General features: G+C 74.3%; 19 protein-coding genes and 1 pseudogene. 8 read left to right on the top strand and 12 right to left on the bottom strand.

What is annotated here, in order from left to right:
* Window positions 1-61 precede the first annotated feature (61 nt).
* The 4 genes and pseudogenes from ACZ597_RS10650 to ACZ597_RS10635 form a co-directional block, all read left to right on the top strand.
* A pseudogene (locus tag ACZ597_RS10650) lies at window positions 62-322 on the top strand (MBL fold metallo-hydrolase); the annotation flags it as partial.
* A 169-nt stretch (window positions 323-491) separates the two neighbouring features.
* On the top strand, window positions 492-770 hold the full coding sequence (locus ACZ597_RS10645) for an MBL fold metallo-hydrolase RNA specificity domain-containing protein (RefSeq protein ID WP_471327719.1): 279 nt from the start codon (window positions 492-494) through the stop codon (window positions 768-770).
* Window positions 771-865: 95 nt separating this feature from the next.
* Window positions 866-1,336 carry a cyclic nucleotide-binding domain-containing protein gene (locus ACZ597_RS10640; RefSeq protein WP_471327971.1) on the top strand — a complete coding sequence of 157 codons (471 nt, stop codon included), beginning with the start codon at window positions 866-868 and terminating at the stop codon, window positions 1,334-1,336.
* A 10-nt stretch (window positions 1,337-1,346) separates the two neighbouring features.
* A complete protein-coding gene (locus ACZ597_RS10635; protein WP_471327718.1) occupies window positions 1,347-2,000 on the top strand; it encodes a CBS domain-containing protein in 654 nt (217 codons plus the stop codon).
* A 418-nt stretch (window positions 2,001-2,418) separates the two neighbouring features.
* On the opposite strand, the gene ACZ597_RS10630 is transcribed toward ACZ597_RS10635, so the two are convergent.
* From ACZ597_RS10630 to ACZ597_RS10615, 4 genes are all read right to left on the bottom strand, one after another.
* On the bottom strand, window positions 2,419-3,609 hold the full coding sequence (locus ACZ597_RS10630) for an acyl-CoA dehydrogenase family protein (protein ID WP_471327717.1): 1,191 nt from the start codon (window positions 3,607-3,609) through the stop codon (window positions 2,419-2,421).
* Between the two features lie 128 nt (window positions 3,610-3,737).
* A complete protein-coding gene (locus ACZ597_RS10625) occupies window positions 3,738-4,139 on the bottom strand; it encodes a hypothetical protein (protein ID WP_471327716.1) in 402 nt (133 codons plus the stop codon).
* A gap of 211 nt (window positions 4,140-4,350) precedes the next feature.
* The gene (locus ACZ597_RS10620; protein ID WP_471327714.1) at window positions 4,351-5,193 is read right to left on the bottom strand and encodes a class II fructose-bisphosphate aldolase; all 843 of its coding nucleotides are present in this window, start codon (window positions 5,191-5,193) and stop codon (window positions 4,351-4,353) included.
* Window positions 5,190-6,092 carry an SIS domain-containing protein gene (locus ACZ597_RS10615; RefSeq protein ID WP_471327713.1) on the bottom strand — a complete coding sequence of 301 codons (903 nt, stop codon included), beginning with the start codon at window positions 6,090-6,092 and terminating at the stop codon, window positions 5,190-5,192. Before ACZ597_RS10615 ends, ACZ597_RS10620 begins: the two co-directional genes overlap by 4 nt.
* 178 nt (window positions 6,093-6,270) lie before the next feature.
* Between ACZ597_RS10615 and ACZ597_RS10610 the strand changes: the two genes are divergently transcribed.
* Window positions 6,271-7,059, top strand: a complete 789-nt coding sequence (locus tag ACZ597_RS10610; protein ID WP_471327712.1) for a DeoR/GlpR family DNA-binding transcription regulator — start codon at window positions 6,271-6,273, stop codon at window positions 7,057-7,059.
* A gap of 24 nt (window positions 7,060-7,083) precedes the next feature.
* Here ACZ597_RS10610 and ACZ597_RS10605 read toward each other — a convergent pair whose 3' ends face one another.
* On the bottom strand, window positions 7,084-7,452 hold the full coding sequence (locus ACZ597_RS10605) for a nuclear transport factor 2 family protein (RefSeq protein ID WP_471327711.1): 369 nt from the start codon (window positions 7,450-7,452) through the stop codon (window positions 7,084-7,086).
* Between the two features lie 71 nt (window positions 7,453-7,523).
* Here ACZ597_RS10605 and ACZ597_RS10600 point away from each other — a divergent pair, with 71 nt between their 5' ends.
* Window positions 7,524-8,399, top strand: coding sequence for a LysR family transcriptional regulator (locus tag ACZ597_RS10600; protein WP_471327709.1), 876 nt, complete (start codon window positions 7,524-7,526; stop codon window positions 8,397-8,399).
* A gap of 85 nt (window positions 8,400-8,484) precedes the next feature.
* Here ACZ597_RS10600 and ACZ597_RS10595 read toward each other — a convergent pair whose 3' ends face one another.
* From ACZ597_RS10595 to tdh, 5 genes are all read right to left on the bottom strand, one after another.
* Complete coding sequence (locus ACZ597_RS10595; RefSeq protein WP_471327707.1) at window positions 8,485-8,970, bottom strand: hypothetical protein; 486 nt, start codon at window positions 8,968-8,970, stop codon at window positions 8,485-8,487.
* Window positions 8,971-9,033: 63 nt separating this feature from the next.
* Entirely contained in the window at window positions 9,034-9,567 is a 534-nt protein-coding gene (gene cpt, locus ACZ597_RS10590) for a chloramphenicol phosphotransferase CPT (protein WP_471327705.1), read from the bottom strand.
* A gap of 58 nt (window positions 9,568-9,625) precedes the next feature.
* A complete protein-coding gene (locus ACZ597_RS10585) occupies window positions 9,626-10,540 on the bottom strand; it encodes a LysR family transcriptional regulator (RefSeq protein WP_471327704.1) in 915 nt (304 codons plus the stop codon).
* Window positions 10,541-10,552: 12 nt separating this feature from the next.
* A complete protein-coding gene (locus ACZ597_RS10580) occupies window positions 10,553-11,761 on the bottom strand; it encodes a glycine C-acetyltransferase (RefSeq protein ID WP_471327702.1) in 1,209 nt (402 codons plus the stop codon).
* 738 nt (window positions 11,762-12,499) lie between these two features.
* Window positions 12,500-13,528: an L-threonine 3-dehydrogenase gene (gene tdh / locus ACZ597_RS10575; RefSeq protein ID WP_470963490.1), complete on the bottom strand. Its 1,029-nt coding sequence runs from the start codon at window positions 13,526-13,528 to the stop codon at window positions 12,500-12,502.
* 228 nt (window positions 13,529-13,756) lie between these two features.
* Here tdh and ACZ597_RS10570 point away from each other — a divergent pair, with 228 nt between their 5' ends.
* Window positions 13,757-14,668, top strand: coding sequence for an alpha/beta hydrolase fold domain-containing protein (locus ACZ597_RS10570; RefSeq protein ID WP_471327700.1), 912 nt, complete (start codon window positions 13,757-13,759; stop codon window positions 14,666-14,668).
* A 13-nt stretch (window positions 14,669-14,681) separates the two neighbouring features.
* Here ACZ597_RS10570 and ACZ597_RS10565 read toward each other — a convergent pair whose 3' ends face one another.
* Together ACZ597_RS10565 and ACZ597_RS10560 are read right to left on the bottom strand one after the other, a co-directional pair.
* Window positions 14,682-15,398 carry a class I SAM-dependent methyltransferase gene (locus ACZ597_RS10565; RefSeq protein ID WP_471327699.1) on the bottom strand — a complete coding sequence of 239 codons (717 nt, stop codon included), beginning with the start codon at window positions 15,396-15,398 and terminating at the stop codon, window positions 14,682-14,684.
* A gap of 101 nt (window positions 15,399-15,499) precedes the next feature.
* Complete coding sequence (locus tag ACZ597_RS10560) at window positions 15,500-16,417, bottom strand: LysR family transcriptional regulator (protein WP_471327698.1); 918 nt, start codon at window positions 16,415-16,417, stop codon at window positions 15,500-15,502.
* Between the two features lie 264 nt (window positions 16,418-16,681).
* Here ACZ597_RS10560 and ACZ597_RS10555 point away from each other — a divergent pair, with 264 nt between their 5' ends.
* Entirely contained in the window at window positions 16,682-18,094 is a 1,413-nt protein-coding gene (locus ACZ597_RS10555) for an MFS transporter (RefSeq protein ID WP_471327969.1), read from the top strand.
* Window positions 18,095-18,174 lie beyond the last annotated feature (80 nt).

Below are 18,174 nucleotides of genomic sequence, written 5' to 3'. Positions count from 1 at the left end.
CCGCTTGGGCCGGTCGGCCCCTACCAGGGGCCGGTAGGTCCCCAGCGGGCAGCTCGTTCCGGTGCGACGGTGGAGACCGGTATCCGTTCCGTCCGCTGCTTCCGCCCGCCCGGCGCTGCTGAGGTTCCTCGGCGGAGTGCGGACGGTCACCGGCAGCAAGTTCCTCGTCGAGAGCGACCACGCCCGGATCCTCGTCGACTGCGGACTCTTCCAGGGTGTCGCGGACCTGCGCCGCCGCAACTGGGACAAGCTGCCCTGCGACGCCTCCGACATCCACGCCGTCGTGGTCACCCACGCCCACCTGGACCACTGCGGCTACCTGCCGCGACTGGTCCGGCACGGATTCCGCGGACCGATCCTGACCAGCGCCCACACCGCCCGGCTCGCCGAGATCGTGCTCCGCGACAGCGCCCGCCTCCAGATGGAGGCCGCCGAGCACGCCAACCAGCACGGCTGGTCCAAGCACCGCCCCGCCAAGCCGCTCTACGACGATGACCCGCTCCCGCGACCTCGTGGACGGCGCCCGCACGCTCAAGATGTTCGGCGAGTACGTCCCCGTACGAGCCGAGGTCGCCGACGTCCCGCACTTCTCCGCGCACGCCGACGCCGACCAGATCATCGACTGGCTGCGCAACGCCCCGGCCCCGCACACCACCTACCTAGTCCACGGCGAGGAAACCGCCGCCGAAACCCTGCGGGACCGCATCGACCACGAGCTGAAATGGACGGCCGTCGTACCCAAGTCCGGGGAGGCCGTCCTGGTCCGCTGACCGGGGCCGGACGGTCCCCGCGGTGTGCACCGCGCGGCCCTCCCGGACACTGCGGCCCACCGAGCACGGTGGATGCGAAGGGTTGGAGGCACTCCATGAGCACCATGCACACCATCCTCGAAGCAATGGCACCGGAAGCCCGCGAGGCCCCGCTCGCCCACTCCCACCAGGTGACCTTCCCGGCCGGCACCCGCATCTTCAACGAACCCCGGCGGGCCGAGAAGTTCTGGATCATCCAGTGCGGCACCGTGGACCTCGACACCCATGCCCCCGGCCGCAAGAACGTGGTCGTCGACACCCTCGGCTACGGCGAGCTCCTCGGCTGGTCCTGGATGGTCCCTCCGTACAGCTGGCACCTCGGCGCCACCGCCACCCGCGAGGTGCGCGCCCTGGAATTCGACGCAGCGGCCGTACGCCGGCTGTGCAACGAGGACTCGGCCGTCGGTCGCTCCGTCGCCGTCGCCGTGGGCGCGGTCATCGCCGACCGGCTCGACTCCGCCCGCACCCGCCTCCTCGACCTGTTCGCCCCTCACGGCAGCGGCACCCCGCTCGCCTACGCACGCTGAGGACCCCGCCATGACCTCCACCCCGTACACCGTCGCCGACGTCATGACCCCCGAGGTCATCGCCGTCACCCCCTCGACCGGCTTCAAGGACATCGCCACCGCGATGGAACGGTGGAAGATCACCGCCCTCCCCGTCATCGAGGGCGAGGGCCACGTGGTCGGTGTGGTCTCCGAGGCCGATCTCCTCCCCAAGGAGGAGTTCCACGAGCACCGCCCCGGCTTGATCGAGCAGATGCGCCGCCTGGGCGACACCGCCAAGGCCGGCTCCACCCGGGCCGAGAACATGATGACCACCCCGGCCGTCACGATCCGCCCCGACGCCACCCTTCCCCAAGCCGCTCGCCTCATGGCCGACCGGCACATCAAGCGCCTCCCGGTCGTCGACGCCGACGGCACCCTCCAGGGCATCGTCAGCCGCGCCGACCTCCTCAAGGTCTTCCTCCGCACCGACGAGGAACTCGCCACCGAGATCCGCCGCACCGTCGTCGACCGCCTCTTCCCCCTCTCCCACGAGGCGGTCAAGGTCACCGTGGCCCAAGGGATCGCCACCCTGACCGGCGAGGTCCGCGACGGCAACCTGATCCCCCTGGCCGAACGCCTCACCCACTCCGTCGAGGGCATCGTCGACGTCCACTGCCGACTGGATGCACCGGACGAGGCGTGAAGTCCGACCGGGGAGCCGTGCCGGGACGATGCTGCAGTCCCTCGATGCCTTCACGGGTGAAGTTCCGGACCTCATAGTCGGCGCCGTCAAGGGTACCTGTCACGCACGAACTCGCTCAGCTCCACGGCATGCCGTTCGGCCCTCAACCGGTGGAGCGTGGACTTACGGGTGGCGGGTCGGGTTCTGCGGGTATCGCCCGAGGTGGCCTCCACGCACGTACAACGCAGGACCTAGCAAGAATGCAGACAGGAGGAGTCCCCGCCACTGAACTGACCACCCGAGTCTCGGGCGGATGCCAGCCGAGAGAGGGTGCCAGCAAGGGCGGACGGGGGGCATCTGAGTCCGCCGAGCGTTCGCACGCATGTCCGGTGACGACAACGGCTGTTATGTGCCAACCATCGTTGTGAGTCACAGGCCATCAACGGCGGACCCTCGGCATGCCCAGGCCGATCCAGGAGATGATCTCGCGCTGGATCTCGTTGTTGCCGCCGCCGAAGGTGAAGATCACGGCGCTGCGGTAGCCGCGCTCCAGCTCGCCGTGCAGGACCGCGCCCGCCGAGCCGTCCTTGAGGGAGCCGGCCGCGCCGGCCACCTCCATCAGCCAGGCGTACGCGTCCCTGCGCGCCTCCGAGCCGTACACCTTGACGGCGGAGGCGTCCTGCGGGGTCAGGGTGCCCGACTGGACGGCGTTCACCATCTGCCAGTTGAGCAGTTTCATCGCGTCGAGGCGGGCGTGGGTGCGGGCGAGGCGGCCGCGCACCCAGGGCAGGTCGATGACGCGGCGCCCGTCCGCGAGCTTGGTCGCGGCGGCCCAGCGCTGCACGTCGTGCAGGGCGCGGATGGCCATGGTGCCGTGGGCCGCGAGGGTGACGCGCTCGTGGTTGAGCTGGTTGGTGATCAGGCGCCAGCCCTTGTTCTCCTGCCCGACGCGCCGGCTCGCGGGGACGCGGATGTCCTCGTAGTAGCTGGCGGTGGTGTCGTGCGAGGCGAGGGTGTTGATCAGGGTGCAGGAGTAGCCGGGGTCGGAGGTCGGCACGAGCAGCATGGTGATGCCCTTGTGCGCGGGGGCGTCCGGGTCGGTGCGCACGGCGAGCCAGACCCAGTCGGCGGTGTCGCCGTTGGTGGTCCAGATCTTCTGGCCGTTGACCACGTAGGTGCCGGTCTCCTCGTCGCCCTCGCGGACGGCCTTGCACTTGAGGGCGGCGAGGTCGGTGCCGGCGTCGGGCTCGCTGTAGCCGATGGCGAAGTCGATCTCCCCGGAGAGGATCCGGGGGAGGAAGTACGCCTTCTGCTCGTCGGTGCCGAACCGCATGATGGTCGGGCCGACCGTGTTCAGCGCCATCAGCGGCAGGGGGACGACGGCCTGTGCGGCCTCGTCGAAGAAGATGAACTGGTCCATGGCCGACATGCCGCGGCCGCCGTACTCCTTCGGCCAGCCCACGCCGAGCCAGCCGTCCGCGCCGAGGCGGCGGATGGTCTCCCGGTAGAAGCGTTTCTGCGCGGCGGGGTCCTCGTAGCGGGCGTAGACGTCCTCGGGCACGAGCTCGGCGAAGTAGGCCCGCAGCTCGGCGCGCAACTGCTGCTGCTCAGGCGTGTATTCGAGGTGCACGGGCCCTCCGGAGGTCTGGCGGCACTGCCGGTCGCTGTGGTGGCGGCGGTCAGAGTAGAACCCGTTACAGGAATTGGGAAGGGCCGGGAGTTCCGTGGGGAACTCCCGGCCCTTCGGATGCCGTCGGGTCAGGTCCGTCGGCACTGTCCGGTGCGGGGGCCGGTGCCGGTGGTGCCCGCCACGAGGGGTTCGGGGGCGTTGCCCTCGCAGCGCAGCGGGCCGTCGACGGTGTTGGCGGAGACCTCGACGCCGCCGGTGTTGGCGCCCAGCGTCACCGGGCCCCGGACCGTGTTGCCGGGGCAGGACGCCTCGGCGCGGCCGGAGCCGAGGAGCAGCGGGCCGGAGCTCCGCTCGACGGTGAGCGGGCCGGTGAGGGAGGACCGGCAGACGGTGAGGGCGAGGGCGCCGTCGGCGGAGACCGGGCCGGTGAGGGTGGCGTCCGTGACGGCCAGGGCCCCGCCGGGCCGGACGGTGACCGGGCCGGTCTGACTGCCGCCGGCGGCGATGCACCGGGCCTCGCCGGAGGCCACCGTGAGGGGGCCGGTTGGCCAGCGAGAGGACGCCCGCACCGTGCCGTCCGGCGAGGAGGGCGCCGGTCGGGTACGGCTGCGGCATGTGCGGTGCCCCTTCGGACGGCGCGGACGGCGAGCCTTCGCCGTCCGACCCAACACCGCCCGCTCCGCGCCTTCAACCGCGGCGGCGCCGTCCTCCCGCTCAGTGGGATTTCCGCCCGCTCCGCTGTCAGGGCCGGGCCAGGACCCCGATCATCGCCTCGGCCGTCGCGGCCATCGCCGTACGGGCGGCGGTGAGGTAGGGGCGGGGGTCGGCCGGGGTGAGGTGGGTGCGGATGGCGTCGGTCATGGCCAGGTTGAGGGCGGTGCCGATGTTGACCTTGCGGATCCCGCCGGCCACGGCGGCCGCGAGTTCCCCGTCGGGCAGGCCGGAGGAGCCGTGCAGGACCAGGGGCACGTCCAGGGTCTTCGCGAGCCGGGCCAGCAGGGCGTGGTCGAGGGAGGCGGTCCGGGTGGTCATGGCGTGGCTGCTGCCGACGGCCACGGCCAGGGCGTCGACCCCGGAGTCGGCGACGAACCGCCGGGCCTCGTCCGGGTCGGTACGGGCACCCGGCGCGTGCGGGTCGAGCGGCGCGGCCCCGTTCTTGCCGCCGACCTCGCCCAGTTCCGCTTCGATCCACAGGCCGTTGGCGTGGGCCCAGTCGGCGGCGGACCGGGTGGACTCCAGGTTCTCGGCGTAGGGCAGGTGGGCGGCGTCGTACATCACGGATCCGAAGCCGGCGTCCGCGGCCTGCCGCAGCAGGTCGGGGCTCTTGACGTGGTCGAGGTGGAGGCCGACGGGCACCCGGGCGGCCTCCGCGCAGGCGGCGGCCGCGCGGGCGATGGGCAGCAGGGCTCCGCGGCGGAACTTCACGGCGTTCTCGCTGAGTTGCAGGATGACGGGCAGGGCGGCCCGTTCGGCGCCCTCGACCACGGCCTCGGCGTGTTCCAGGGTGATGATGTTGAAGGCGGCGACGGCGCCGCCGGCCGCGGCCGCCTCCGCGACGAGGGTCCCGGCGGGGGCGAGGCTCATCGGACCGCCTCCTCGCCCGCGGCGAGGATCACCGAGCGGGTGAGGTTGCGGGGCGCGTCCGGGTCCAGCCCCCGGTGCGTGGCGACGGCGACGGCGAGCCGCTGCACCCGGACCAGTTCGGCGAGCGGGTCGAGTTCCCCGTCCACCCATTCGGCGCCGGTCCGCAGGACCTGCTCGGCGATCCCGTCGGGGGTGCCGCCCAGCGACCAGGTGACGGAGCCGGGGCCGGTGACGCTGACGGGGCCGTGCCGGTACTCCATCGCGGGGTAGGCCTCGGCCCACGACAGGGAGGCCTCGCGCATCTTCAGGGCGGCCTCGTGGGCCAGGCCGACGCTCCAGCCCCGCCCGAGGAAGGTGAACTGGCCGCGCGACTCCAGCCCGCCCGGCAGCGGCATCTCGAGGGCGGTGCGGGCGTCGGCGACGACGGAGGGGGTGTGGGCGCCGATGTGGGCCCGCAGCAGGGTCAGGGCGGTGGTGGCGAAGCGGGTCTGGACGACGGACCGCTCGTCGGCGAAGTCGAGTACGACGAGGTCGTCGGCGAGGGTCATCACCGGGGTGTCCGGGTCCCCGATGACGGCGGTGGTCGGGATCCCGGCCTCCCGCAGCCCGGCCAGGAGGTCCAGCACCTCGGTGGTGGTCCCGGACCGGGTCAGGGCGACGACCCGGTCGTAGCGGCGGTGGCGGGGGAACTCCGAGGCGGGGAAGGCGTCGGTCTCCCCGTGCCCGGCCTCCTCGCGCAGGGCGGCGGCGGCCTGTGCCATGTAGTACGAGGTCCCGCAGCCGATCACCGCGGTGCGCTCGCCGGGCCCCGGCAGCACCGCCCGGTGGCCCGGGGCCAGTTCGGCCGCCCGTTCCCAGCTGTCGGGCTGCGTGGCCAACTCGTACGCGACGTGACTCATGCGGGCTCCTTGCGCGTTGGATGCGTACGTCGGCTGCGAACCGACCGGACTTCCCTGCGTGTTCCTGCAAGGTAGCGGGCTGTTTCGCGCAACTTCAAGCATCTACGGCGGTGATCCGCTGGGCTAATCTCGACGGCGGGGCCCGGCCGGACGCCGGGGGACGACAGGGAGGGGCGCCATGACCCGCAAGGAACGCTGGCAGAGACTGCTGGACCTGCTGGTGGAGCGGGACGGGCTGGAGGTGGAGTCCGCCGCCGAGGCTCTCGGCGTGTCCGCCGCGACCATCCGCCGCGACCTCGACCAGCTCGCCGAGCAGCAGCTGCTGGTCCGCACGCGCGGCGGGGCGGTGCCGCACGGGGTCTCGTACGAACTCCCCCTGCGCTACCGCACCTCCCGCCGGGCCGCCGAGAAGCGCCGGATCAGCGAGGCGGTCGCGGCCCTGATCTCCCCGGGCGAGGTGATCGGCCTGACGGGCGGCACCACCACGACGGAGGTCGCCCGCGCCCTCGCGGCCCGCCCCGACCTCGCCGGGCCGGCGGGCGGCTCCCCCGCGCTCACCGTGGTCACCAACGCCCTCAACATCGCGGGCGAGCTGGTGATCCGGCCACAGTTCAAGATCGTCCTGACGGGCGGGGTGGCGCGCCCCCAGTCGTACGAACTGACCGGCCCGCTGGCGCAGCAGACGCTCGGTCAGCTCTCGATGGACACCGCCGTGCTCGGCGTGGACGCCTTCGACGCGGCCGACGGCGCGGCGACCCGCCACGAGGACGAGGCCGCCGTCAACGCCCTGCTCTGCGAGCGGGCCCGCCGCCTGGTCGTCGCGGCGGACTCCTCGAAGCTGGGCGTCCGCGCCTTCGCCCGCATCTGCGCCACTTCCGCCGTGGACGTCCTGGTGACGGACACCGCCCTGACGGAAGCCGCCGCCCGGCCCTTCCGGGACGCGGGCGTGGAGGTCATGAGGGTCTGACGCGGCCCCTTCCCGGCTCCCCGTTCAGCCCTTCTTCTCGAACCCCGCCAGCTGTCCGCGCGGGTCGAAGGTGACCCGGATCCGGGCGATCCGCCCGTCCTCCACGTGCATCCAGTTGGCCGTGGGCGCCGGCGCCGCGATGGTGGTGTACATGTCGAACCAGGTGATGACCTCGTCGCCTTCGGCCACCCGCGCCTTCACGTCGATCCGCTCCAGTACCCGGCCCATCCCCCTCAGTCCGGCCAGCGCCTCCTCCGCTCCCGACGCCGTCGCCAGCGTCCCGACGAAGTCGACGTCCTCGGCCAGCAGCCCCCGCAAGGTCTCGAAGTCGCCCGCCTCCCAGGCGGTGAAGTAGGTCTCGGCAAGCTCTCGCGCGGTCTTCGTCGTCGTCATACCCCCATGCTCCCGCCGGGCTCGTCCATCAGTCCAACAGATGGATGTGATGGCATCTATCATCATGGATTATGGAGATGCACCAGCTGCGCTACTTCGCCGCCGTCGCGGACGAGGGCACCTTCACCGGAGCCGCCCGCCGCCTGCACGTCAGCCAGTCCGGCATCAGCACCCAAGTGGCCAAACTGGAGCGCGAGTTGGGGCAGCAGCTCCTCGAACGCGGCGGACGCCGGGTCGGTCTCACCCCGGCCGGCGAGGCCGTCCTCCCCCTCGCGGAGAACGCCCTCGCCACCCTCGACGCCATCCGGCACGCCGCCGCCGAGTTCGCCGACGCCGTCCGCGGCCGGGTCCGGCTCGGCATGATCACGGGCTGCTCGATCCCGCCCTTCCTGGACACCGTCGCCGACCTCGGCCGCACCCACCCCGGCATCGAACTCAGCCTGCACGAGGGCCACTCCGACGCCCTCCAGGCCCTGGTCCTCGCCGGCTCCCTCGACCTGGCCCTGATCGGCTACGCGGGCGAGGCCGCCCCGGGCCTGGAGGCGGACGTCGTCATCGACGAGCCGATCGCCGCCGTCGTGCCGGCCGGGCACCCGCTCGACCGGGCGGAACTGCGGCTCGCCGCCCTCCGGGACGAGAAGGTCCTCTGCCTCTCCCGGGGCACCGGCATCCGCGCCGCCTACGAGGACTCCTGCCGCCGGCTCGGCCTCGACCCCCGCGTGGACCTCGACGCCAGCTCCCCGGCCGCCCTGCTCCGGCTCGCCGGGCGCGGCGCGGGCGTCGCCGTCCTCAGCGCCTCCTCCGCGCAGGGCTCCGGCCTGCGGGCGGTCCCGCTCGCCGACGCCGCCACGCACTCCCGGCTCGGCCTCGTCGCCCGCGGCGACCAGCACTCCCCGGCCGTCCGGCTCCTGCGGACCAGGCTCCTCACGGCGCTGCGGAGCGGCTAGGCCCAGTCTTTTGGATCAGGCCGGGCCGGCGACGAGCAGAACGCGCGCGCCCCCTGCCACGGGGGTCGGCTCGCCCCGGCACGCCTCAGCCGAGCGGCGGCCAGGGACCCGCCAGCAGCCGCTCGGCCTCCGCGACGACCGCCCCCGCCCGCTGCTCGCGCGTGCCGCTCCGAACCGCCTCCCAGCCGTTGTACGCGTCGGCTTCGTCGACGAGCCGCTTGAGCGCCCGCGGCCGGTCCGACGCGCCCCAGCCTTCGTAGGCGATGACGTCGCCACCGGCCCCGGGAGCCATGCTCCCGCTCACGACCAGCCGCAGCCACCAGCGCACGAGTTCCCAGCGGGCCGCCTCCCAGGGGATGCCGGTGTCATCCACGGGAAGACCATCCGACAGACCCGACTCGCGCAGCACCCGGTCGAAAAGCGGTTCGGCACTGTCGTACTCGGCGCGCGACAGGCCGGCGAGCAGCGGAAGCGACTCCGTCTCGACGTCGAGCACCAGGGCCGCGAGTCCTGCCTCGACCAGTTGGTGCGGGTGGTGCCTTCGGCCGATCAGGCGCTCCAGCGCCAGCATCCGCAGGTACTCGACAGCCTCCTGCGCACTGGCCGCGTAGGGGCTGTGCGGGCCATGCCCCCCCTAGCGGAGGCGGGCGGCGATCGTGCGGGCGCAGGCCAGGGATTCGGTGTGCGTCGTGTCCACCTCCAGGTCGTAGGAGACGCCCTCGTGGACCACGGCCGCCTGGGACGCGGCCATGCCCGGGGTGCGGTCGCCGCGGGCGATCTCCCGGCCCGCGGCGGCCTCCGGGTCGCACCGGACGGCGACCCACAGCACGTCCAGGCCCTCCAGGGCCCGCAGCCAGCGCTTCTGGGACTCGGCGCCGCCCAGGAAGACGTCGTCGACGACGATCCTGGCACCGGCCCGGGCCATCGCCGCGATGCCCTCCATCCAGGCCGCCTCCAGCGCCCGGAAGTCCGCCCCGACGCTCACCCGGCCGTCCTCGGCGAACACGATCCCCCCGTCCGCATCCCGCATCCTCGCGGGCAGGGAGTCGACGAAGGAGTCGCAGCCGTACGCCAGCCACGGCTCGGGCAGTTCGGCTTGGAGGCAGCGTACGATCCCGGACTTCCCCGAGCTGGACGCGCCGTTGAGGACGATCATGCGAACGGTCATCACGCCACCGTAGGGCGGCCGCTCCCCCGGCGGTAGCGGGTTTCGGGTCCGGCGCCGCTCAGTGCGCCGGCACCCGCTGGGCCTCGCGGGTCAGGGCCGCCAGGACCGGGGCGATCAGCGGGTGGGTCTCGGCGCCGCGGCGGGTGGCGGCGAAGACCCGGCGGGTGGCGGCCGGGCCCGCGACCGGGCGGACCCGGACCTCCTTGAGGTCCATGCCGCGCAGTGCCGAACGCGGCACCAGAGCCACCCCCGCGCCCGCGCCGACCAGGGCGGTCACCGCCCGGAAGTCGTCGGAGGAGTGCACGAAGCGCGGCTGGAAGCCGGCCAGTTCGCACGCCAGCAGGGTCACGTCGTAGCAGGGGTTGCCCGGGTACTGGCCGACCCAGTCCGCGTCGGAGAGGTCCGCCAGCGCCACGGCGGGCAGGTCGGCGAGCGGGTGCCCGGCCGGCAGCACCGCGTCGAAGGGCTCCGCGTACAGCGGGAGGACCGACAGCCGGCCGTCGTCGGCGCCCGGAGCGCCCCGGTACTCCACCGCGAGGGCCAGGTCGGCCTCCCCGTCGAGCAGCAGCGGCAGGCTCTGGTCGCCCTCCGCGTCCCGGACCCGCAGCCGGATGCCCGGGTGCTCCAGGGCGAGGCGGGCGATGGCGGGGGCCAGCACCTCGGCGATGCCGGTGGCGAAGGCCGCGACCGTGACCTCGCCGGCGGAGCCGCCCGCGTAGGCGGCGAGTTCCGCCTCGGCGCGCTCCAGCTGGGCCAGCACCTCGTGGGCGTGGCCCAGCAGGATCTCCCCGGCCGCGGTGAGGCGTACGCCCCGGCCGCTGCGGGTCAGCAGCGCGTGGCCGGTCTCCTGTTCGAGCGCGGCGAGCTGCTGGGAGACGGCGGAGGGGGTGAGGTACAGCGCTGCGGCCGCGGCGGTCACCGTACGGTGGTCCGCCACGGCCCGCAGGACGCGCAGCCGGCGGGGGTCGATCACACCCCCATGATGTCAGCCCTGAGCAGCGGAAAGTGCCGCGCGGGCGTCCACGAAGGCGGCCACCGCGCGCTCCACGTCGGCCGTGGAGTGGGCCGCCGAGAGCTGGACGCGGATACGGGCCGCGCCGAGCGGGACGACCGGGTACGAGAAGCCGATCACGTACACGCCGCGCTCCAGCAGCAGCTCCGCCATCCGGCCCGCTTCGGCGGCGTCGCCGATCATGACGGGGGCGATGGCGTGGTCGCCGGGCAGGATCTCGAAGCCGGCCTCGGTCATCTTCGTGCGGAACAGCTTGGTGTTGTCCGCGAGCCGCTCGCGCAGGTCGCCGGCGGACTCCAGCAGGTCGAGGACCTTCAGGGAGGCGGCGGCGATGACCGGGGCGAGGGAGTTGGAGAAGAGGTACGGGCGCGAGCGCTGGCGCAGCAGCTCGACGATCTCGGCGCGGGCGGCGACGTAGCCGCCCGAGGCTCCGCCGAGGGCCTTGCCGAGGGTGCCGGTGATGATGTCGACCCGGTCCATGACCCCGTGCAGCTCGGGGGTGCCGCGGCCGCCGGGGCCGACGAAGCCGACGGCGTGCGAGTCGTCGACCATGACCATGGCGTCGTAGCGGTCGGCGAGGTCGCAGATCTCCTGGAGGGGGGCGACGTAGCCGTCCATGGAGAAGACGCCGTCGGTGACGATGAGCTTGCGGCGGGCGCCGCCCTCGGAGGCCTCCTTGAGGCGCGCCTCCAGCTCGGCCATGTCGCGGTTGGCGTAGCGGAAGCGGCGGGCCTTGGACAGGCGGATGCCGTCGATGATCGAGGCGTGGTTGAGGGCGTCGGAGATCACCGCGTCCTCGGCGCCGAGCAGGGTCTCGAAGACTCCGCCGTTGGCGTCGAAGCAGGAGGAGTAGAGGATCGTGTCCTCCTGGCCGAGGAAGGCCGACAGCCGGGCCTCCAGCTCCTTGTGCACCTCCTGGGTGCCGCAGATGAAGCGGACCGAGGCCATGCCGTAGCCCCAGCGGTCGAGGGCGTCCTTGGCGGCGGCGACCACCTCGGGGTGGTCGGCCAGCCCGAGGTAGTTGTTGGCGCAGAAGTTCAGCACCTCGCCGGGGGCACCGCCGGCGGTGACGGCGACGGCGGCGTTCTGCGGGGTGCCGATGACGCGCTCGGGCTTGTGCAGGCCCGCTGCGCGGATCTCTTCGAGGGTGGAGCGGAGGTCTTCGCGTACGGACTCGAACATGGGCTTCGGTTTCTCCTTGTGCGGATCGCCGTCCGGCGGACGGGGAGGAGGGGCCGGGTGCCGCCCGGCGGGGCGGACGGGTCTGAGGGTGGGGCCGGGCCCCGCGGAGGGGGGAGGGTGTGCGGGGCCCGGCCCGGAGGGAGATGGTCTTGTGGTTGCGGCGGCCGGCGGCCGCCGGGGACGACGGTAGCGGCTGCCGGTGCCTCCGGCGGCCGGTCGGGCCGTGGGTGGCCGACACGTTCCGTCGGCCCGACCCGGCCCGGTCCGCTCCGCAAGCGCGGTGTAGGCCGTCCCCTTTCGGACGGCCGCGCCGGCCTGCGGAACCCGTCCCGGCGTCAGACGGCCGGAGCCGGGTCCCGAGCCGGAGCTCGGAGCCTGAGTCCCCGTCCGGGGCCCGAACCAGGCTCTGGAGCCAGGGTTCGGAGCCCGGGGGGGGCCGCCCGGCCTCCGAACCGGAGCCCGGAGCCGGGGTCCATGTCCGGATCCCGGAGCAGGCTCTGGAGCCGGGATCCGGCCCGGGGGCCGGAGCCGGGGTCCCGAACAGGAGCCTGGAGCAGGGTCCCGTCCGCGTTCGCGAGCGGGAGCCCGGAGCAGGGTCCCGGACCGGGTCGGCGTCCCGCCCGGTGCCCGGACCACGGTCCCGGCCAGGCCGGCCGGATCCGGGGTTCGGTCGGGGCCCGGGCGCGGATCCTGGACCCGGCTCACGGGTCGGAGGCCTGTCGGGGTGCCGCCGGATGCCTACGCGGTCCAGTCGAGGATGATCTTGCCGCTGCGGGCGGTGGCGGCCTCGTCGAAGGCGGCCTGGAAGTCGCGGTGCGAGTAGCGGCCGGTGATGACCGGCGACAGGTCGAGGCCGCCCTCCAGCAGCACCGTCATCGCGTACCAGGTCTCGAACATCTCGCGCCCGTAGATCCCCTTGATGGTGATCATCGACGTGACGACCTTCGCCCAGTCCACCGGGAACTCCTGGGCCGGCAGGCCGAGCATCGCGATCTTGCCGCCGTGCGTCATGTTGTCGATCATGTCGCGCATCGCCTCCGCGCGGCCCGACATCTCCAGGCCGACGTCGAAGCCCTCGCGCAGCCCCAGCCGCGTCTGCGCCTCGGCGATGGAGGACTCGGCGACGTTCACCGCGAGCGTGGCGCCGGCCTTGCGGGCGATCTCCAGCCGCTCGGGGCTGACGTCGGTGATGACCACGTTGCGCGCGCCGGCGTGCTTGGCGACGGCCGCCGCCATGATGCCGATCGGGCCCGCGCCCGTGATCAGCACGTCCTCGCCGACCATCGGGAAGGACAGCGCGGTGTGCACCGCGTTGCCGAAGGGGTCGAAGATGGCCGCCACGTCGAGGTCCACGGCGGTCCGGTGCACCCACACGTTCTGCGCGGGGAGGACGACGTACTCGGCGAAGGCGCCGTCGCGGCCGACCCCGAGCCCGATCGTGGAGCGGCACAGGTGGCGGCGGCCGGCCAGGCAGTTGCGGCACTTCCCGCACACCAGGTGGCCCTCGCCGCTGACCAGGGCGCCGGTCTCGATGTCGCGGACGTCCGCGCCGACCGCCGCGACCTCGCCGACGAACTCGTGACCGAGCACCAGCGGGGTCTTGACGGCGCCCTGCGCCCATCCGTCCCAGGCGCGGATGTGCAGGTCGGTCCCGCAGATGCCGGTCCGCAGCACCTTGATCAGCACGTCGCCGGGGCCGTACTCGGGCTCCGGGACGTCCATGAGCCACAGCCCGGGCTCGGCCTTGTGCTTGACGAGTGCCTTCATGGCGGTGGCTCCAGGCGTGCGAAGGGGTGTTGCCGCTCCCGCCGGTACGCGGGTGGCGTTGGTGACGGGCACCAATCTGCCGATCGTCGCGGTGATCAGTCCATCGAGACTTTCTTAAGCGGGTCGACAGCGCAGCTTCACGCCTATGCTCCTCCCTGGACGGGGATGGGGCCCGGGGGCGGAAGCCGCGCTATGGTCCCTCACCGGGGAAAAGGGGAGGTGAGGGGCGTGCCGAGTCTGCGCAGCAGGGCGTTTTCGGCCGCACTGGTGGCGACGGGGCGGCGAAGACGTTTCGCGACCGCCGAAGCGGTCCGGGCGGCGGTGGCGCAGGCGGCCCGCAGGCCCGCTTCGCATCTGCCGCCGCGCTCGCTGGGCCGGGTCGCGGAACTGTCGCGGACCTTCGTCGGGGCCTGGCCGGTGTACGACGCCTCGCCGCGCGGGCGGGAGCCCGTGGCGCGGGTGCTGTACGTGCACGGCGGCGCGTACATCGACGAGCTGGTCCGGCCGCACTGGTCGCTGATCCGCACCCTGGTGACCCGGGCCCGGGCCCGGGTGGTCGTCCCGGCGTACGTGCTCGCCCCGCGCGGGACCGCCGACCGGAACGTCCCCGTGGCCGCCGATCTGCTGAGCGGCCTGATCGAGAGCGGCGGCGCCGGCGGGACGGTGCTGATCGGGGACTCCGCGGGCGCCGGACTGGCGCTGGCCGCCGCGCAGCGGCTGCGGGAGCGGACCGGGGCGCAGCCGTCGCGGATCGTGCTGATCTCCCCCTGGCTCGACCTGAGCATGAGCCACCCGGGCCAGGCCGCGCTGGAGGCGGCCGATCCGGTGCTGGCCCGGGCGGGGCTGGCCGAGGCGGGGCGGCTGTACGCGGGGACCCTCGCGGCGGACGACCCCCGGGTGAGCCCGCTGCACGGCTCCTTCGAGGGGCTGGCGCCGCTGACGGTGTTCACCGGAACCCGGGACGTGCTGGCCACCGACAGCCACGAGCTGCGGCGGCGGGCCGGCGCGGCCGGGGCGCGGGTGGAGTGGCACGAGGAGCCGGGGATGCCGCACGCGTACCCGCTGCTGCCGGTCCCGGAGGGACGGGCGGCCCGGGACAGGATCGTCGAGCTCATCGGGGAGACCGCCGACCAGGAGTGAACCGGGGCCGTGTCTAGGCGGTGCACGTCATCAGCGAGCTGACCGGCCAGGCGCGGTACGCCGTCCAGTACGCCTCGTCGCGCGCGGCGTCGGCGGGCGGGGTGCGGGAGGGCTGCCAGCCGACGGTGCTGAAGCCGGCGTCGACGGCGGCTTCGGCGAAGTCGGCGTGCGCCCATTCGCGGTACTCGAAGTGCTGCGGCGGCTCGGTCAGGAACTGCGCCTTCAGCAGCGGGGCGTCGCCCTCCGGCAGCCGGTCGAGGATGCGCATCCCGTACGGGGACCAGTCCACGCGCGGGTACGCCCCGGGGTTGCGGACGAGCGAGAGCAGCCGCCCGCCGGGGCGCAGGTTGGCGCGGATGCCGCGGAACATGGCGTGCAGGGCGGCCCGGTCGGGGGCGTGGCTGAACAGGTAGACGGCGGTGGCCAGGTCGAAGGGGCCGAGCTGCGGCATGTCGACGGCGTCCGCGACCACGTACTCGACGGAGGCGGAGGGGGGCGCGGACGCCCGGGCACGGCGGACCCGGTCCGGACAGCTGTCGACGCCGACGGTGCGCCGGGCGCCGCCGCTCGCCAGGAGTGCGGCGGTGCCGCCGTGTCCGCAGGCCACGTCGAGGGTGTCGAGGTCGCGGACCCCGCCGAGGGCGTCGAGGGCGGTGCGGAGGGTGAAGGCGTCGGCCGCCGTGAAGGCCGCGCGGGGGGCCGGGTGCGTGTCGTCGTCCTGGTGTCGCATGCGGGATGCCTCCCCGGCGGGGGCGCGGACGACGGCGTGCCCGGTGGCCCGTTCCCCCCTTCGGGGGAGGCGTTCGGCGCATCGCCGCCCACCGGGCCGTGTCAGCCGGGCAGCAGCTCGCGGGCGCAGGCGCGCAGCCAGACGTGCGCCGGGTCGGCGTCGTGGCGGGGGTGCCAGGCGAGCCCGATCGGCAGCGGCGGCAGCTCCAGGGGGACCTCGAAGGTGACGAGGCCGAGCGCGTCGGTCTGCGGGACGGTCCGGGAGGCGGCCAGGCCGATCAGGTCGGTCTCCCGCAGCACGATGAGGGACGCCGAGAACGAGGCCATGCTGCCCACCACCCTGCGGGACAGGCCCCGTTCCGCGAGGGCGTCGTCCACCGGCCCCTCCAGCCGGCCGCGCCGGGACACGGTCAGGTGCTCCCCGGCGGCGAACCGGCGCGCGGTGATCCGGCCGCGCAGCAGCGGGTGGCCGCTGCGCACGACGCCGAGCACCCTGTCGTCGAAGAGGTGCTCAGTGCGCACTTCCGGCGAACGGGCGTCGATGACGCCGAACTCCAGATCGGCGACCCCCTCGCGCAGCATCGGGAGGTCGACGTGGCTCTCGGAGAGGAACCGCAGCCGCACCCCGGGCGCTTCGCGGGCCGTGCGGCGGAAGAGGGCGGCGCCGAACGCGGCGGCGAAGGAGTCGTGGGCCAGGACGGTGAAGGTGCGGGTCAGGGTCTCCAGGTCCACCCTGCCGCCGGTGAGGAACAGGGCGCGGGCGCGTTCCACCACGGCCCGGACCTCGCCCTGGACGGAGAGCGCGTGGGGGGTGGGGACCATCGTGCGTCCGGCGCGGACGAGTACGGGGTCGCCGAGGGCCTTGCGGATCCGGCCCAGGGTCCGGCTCATGGCGGGCTCGGAGAGGTGCAGGCGGGAGGCGGCCCGGGACACGCTCGACTCCTCCAGGAGGACGTCGAGGGCGACGAGCAGGTTGAGGTCCACCCCGGGCAGGCCCGATGCGGATTGCGTCACACGCATTCATCCCTTGCGGAACTTGCACTGGAAAGCAGGTCACGCCAACCCTACGGTGGTTTCCGGGGCGATCGGGCCGGACCGGCCTTCTCCCGCCCCCCTTCCACCACCCTTCACCGACTCCGAGGAGGAGCCGTGATCCGCCATGCCCGCACACCGTCCCCGGCCGGTGCCGCCACGCCCGGCCCGTCCGGCCCCGCCCCGTCCGGCCCCGCCCCGTCCGGCCCCGCCCCGTCCGGCCCCGGCCCGTCCGGGCTCCCCGGCCCCGGGCTGTCCCGCCCCGCCCTGCTGGTCCTGTGCGCCTGCGTGCTCGTCGCGCAGGGCATGGTCGCCGCCGTGAACCTGCTGATCCCCGAGCTCGCCGCCTCCACCCTGCACCCCGCCCCGGGCCAGCTGCTGTGGGCGGTCGACGCGTACGTGATCGTCTTCGCCGCGCTGCTGATCCCGGCCGGGGCGCTCGGTGACCGGTACGGCCGCAAGGGCGCCCTGCTGGCCGGGCTCGGCCTGTTCGCCGCGGGGGCGGCGCTCAGCGCCCTCGCCGCCGGCCCGGCCGTACTGATCGCCGGACGCGGGCTGTCCGGGGCCGGGGCGGCGCTGGTCATGCCCGCCACCATGTCCGTTCTTGTCCGCCTGACCCCGCCCGAGCGGCGCGGGCAGGCGCTGGCCACCTGGACCCTGTCCGCCGGCCTCGGGGGCCTGGCGGGCAACGTGTTCGGGGGCCTGGCCGGGGAGTTCCTGACCTGGCGCGCCCTGTTCTGGGGGGCCGTCCCGCTGGCCGCGCTGCTCGCCCTCGCCGTGGCCGTCGCGGTGCCGCGCACCCCTTCGCGCGCCGACGCCGCCGTCGACCCGCTCGGGGCCCTGGTCCTGGCCGGAGCGCTGTTCGCGGTGGTCCACGGGATCATCGAGGGGCCCTCGTACGGCTGGTCCTCGGTCCGCGTCCTGGGCTCCTTCGGGGCCGGGGCGGTGCTGCTGGCCGCCTTCACCGCGTACGCGCTGCGCGCCGCCCGCCCGCTGCTGGACCCGCGGGTCTTCGCCTCGCGCGGGCTGCGCGCGGGGACGCTGGGCATCGGCGCCGCCTTCTTCGGGCTGTTCTCCCTGTTCTTCGTCAACGCCCAGTACCTCCAGTACGCCAAGGGCTTCTCGCCGGCCCTGGCGGGGCTGGCGATCGTCCCGCTCACCGTCGGCATGGCGGTGGTGCCCAGGCTGGGCGCGCGGCTCGCCCAGCGGACCGGGCCCCGGCTGCCGGTCGGGGCCGGGCTGCTGCTGATCGCCGCCGGGCTGCTGCTGGTGTCCACCGCCGACGCGGGCACCCCGTACGCCGTCTACGGCGGCTACCTGCTGGTGCTGTCGGTCGGGACCGGGCTGTGCGCGCCCTCCCTGACCCTGACGGTGGTCTCGGAGCTGCCTCCGCACCAGGCGGGGCTGGGCTCGGGGCTGAACACCGCCGCCCGCGAGATCGGCGCGGCGCTCGGCGTGGCGGTGGTCGGCACGGTGCTGGCCTCCCGCTTCCACGGGAACCCGGCGGATCCCGCGCAGGCGGCCGCCTTCACCGACGCCATGGGGGTGGCGCTGCGCACGGTGGCGGTCGCCCTGCTCGTCGCCTCGGCGGCGGTGGTCCGCGGCTACCGCGGGGGCGGTCCGGGGCGAACGGGTGCAGCCGCCGGGCCGGAGGGCGCATCCTGACTGTGTGACGGCGAGAGCGGGCAGCGTCGGCCCGGCCCCCGTCGCCGGGGACCGGGCGCTCGCGCGGGCGGCGGTGGGTG

The sequence above is a fragment of the Streptomyces sp. NPDC040718 genome (genome assembly GCF_055593565.1).
The sequence above is the reverse complement of the archived record's forward strand: the minus strand, read 5'-3'. Positions and strand labels throughout refer to the sequence as shown.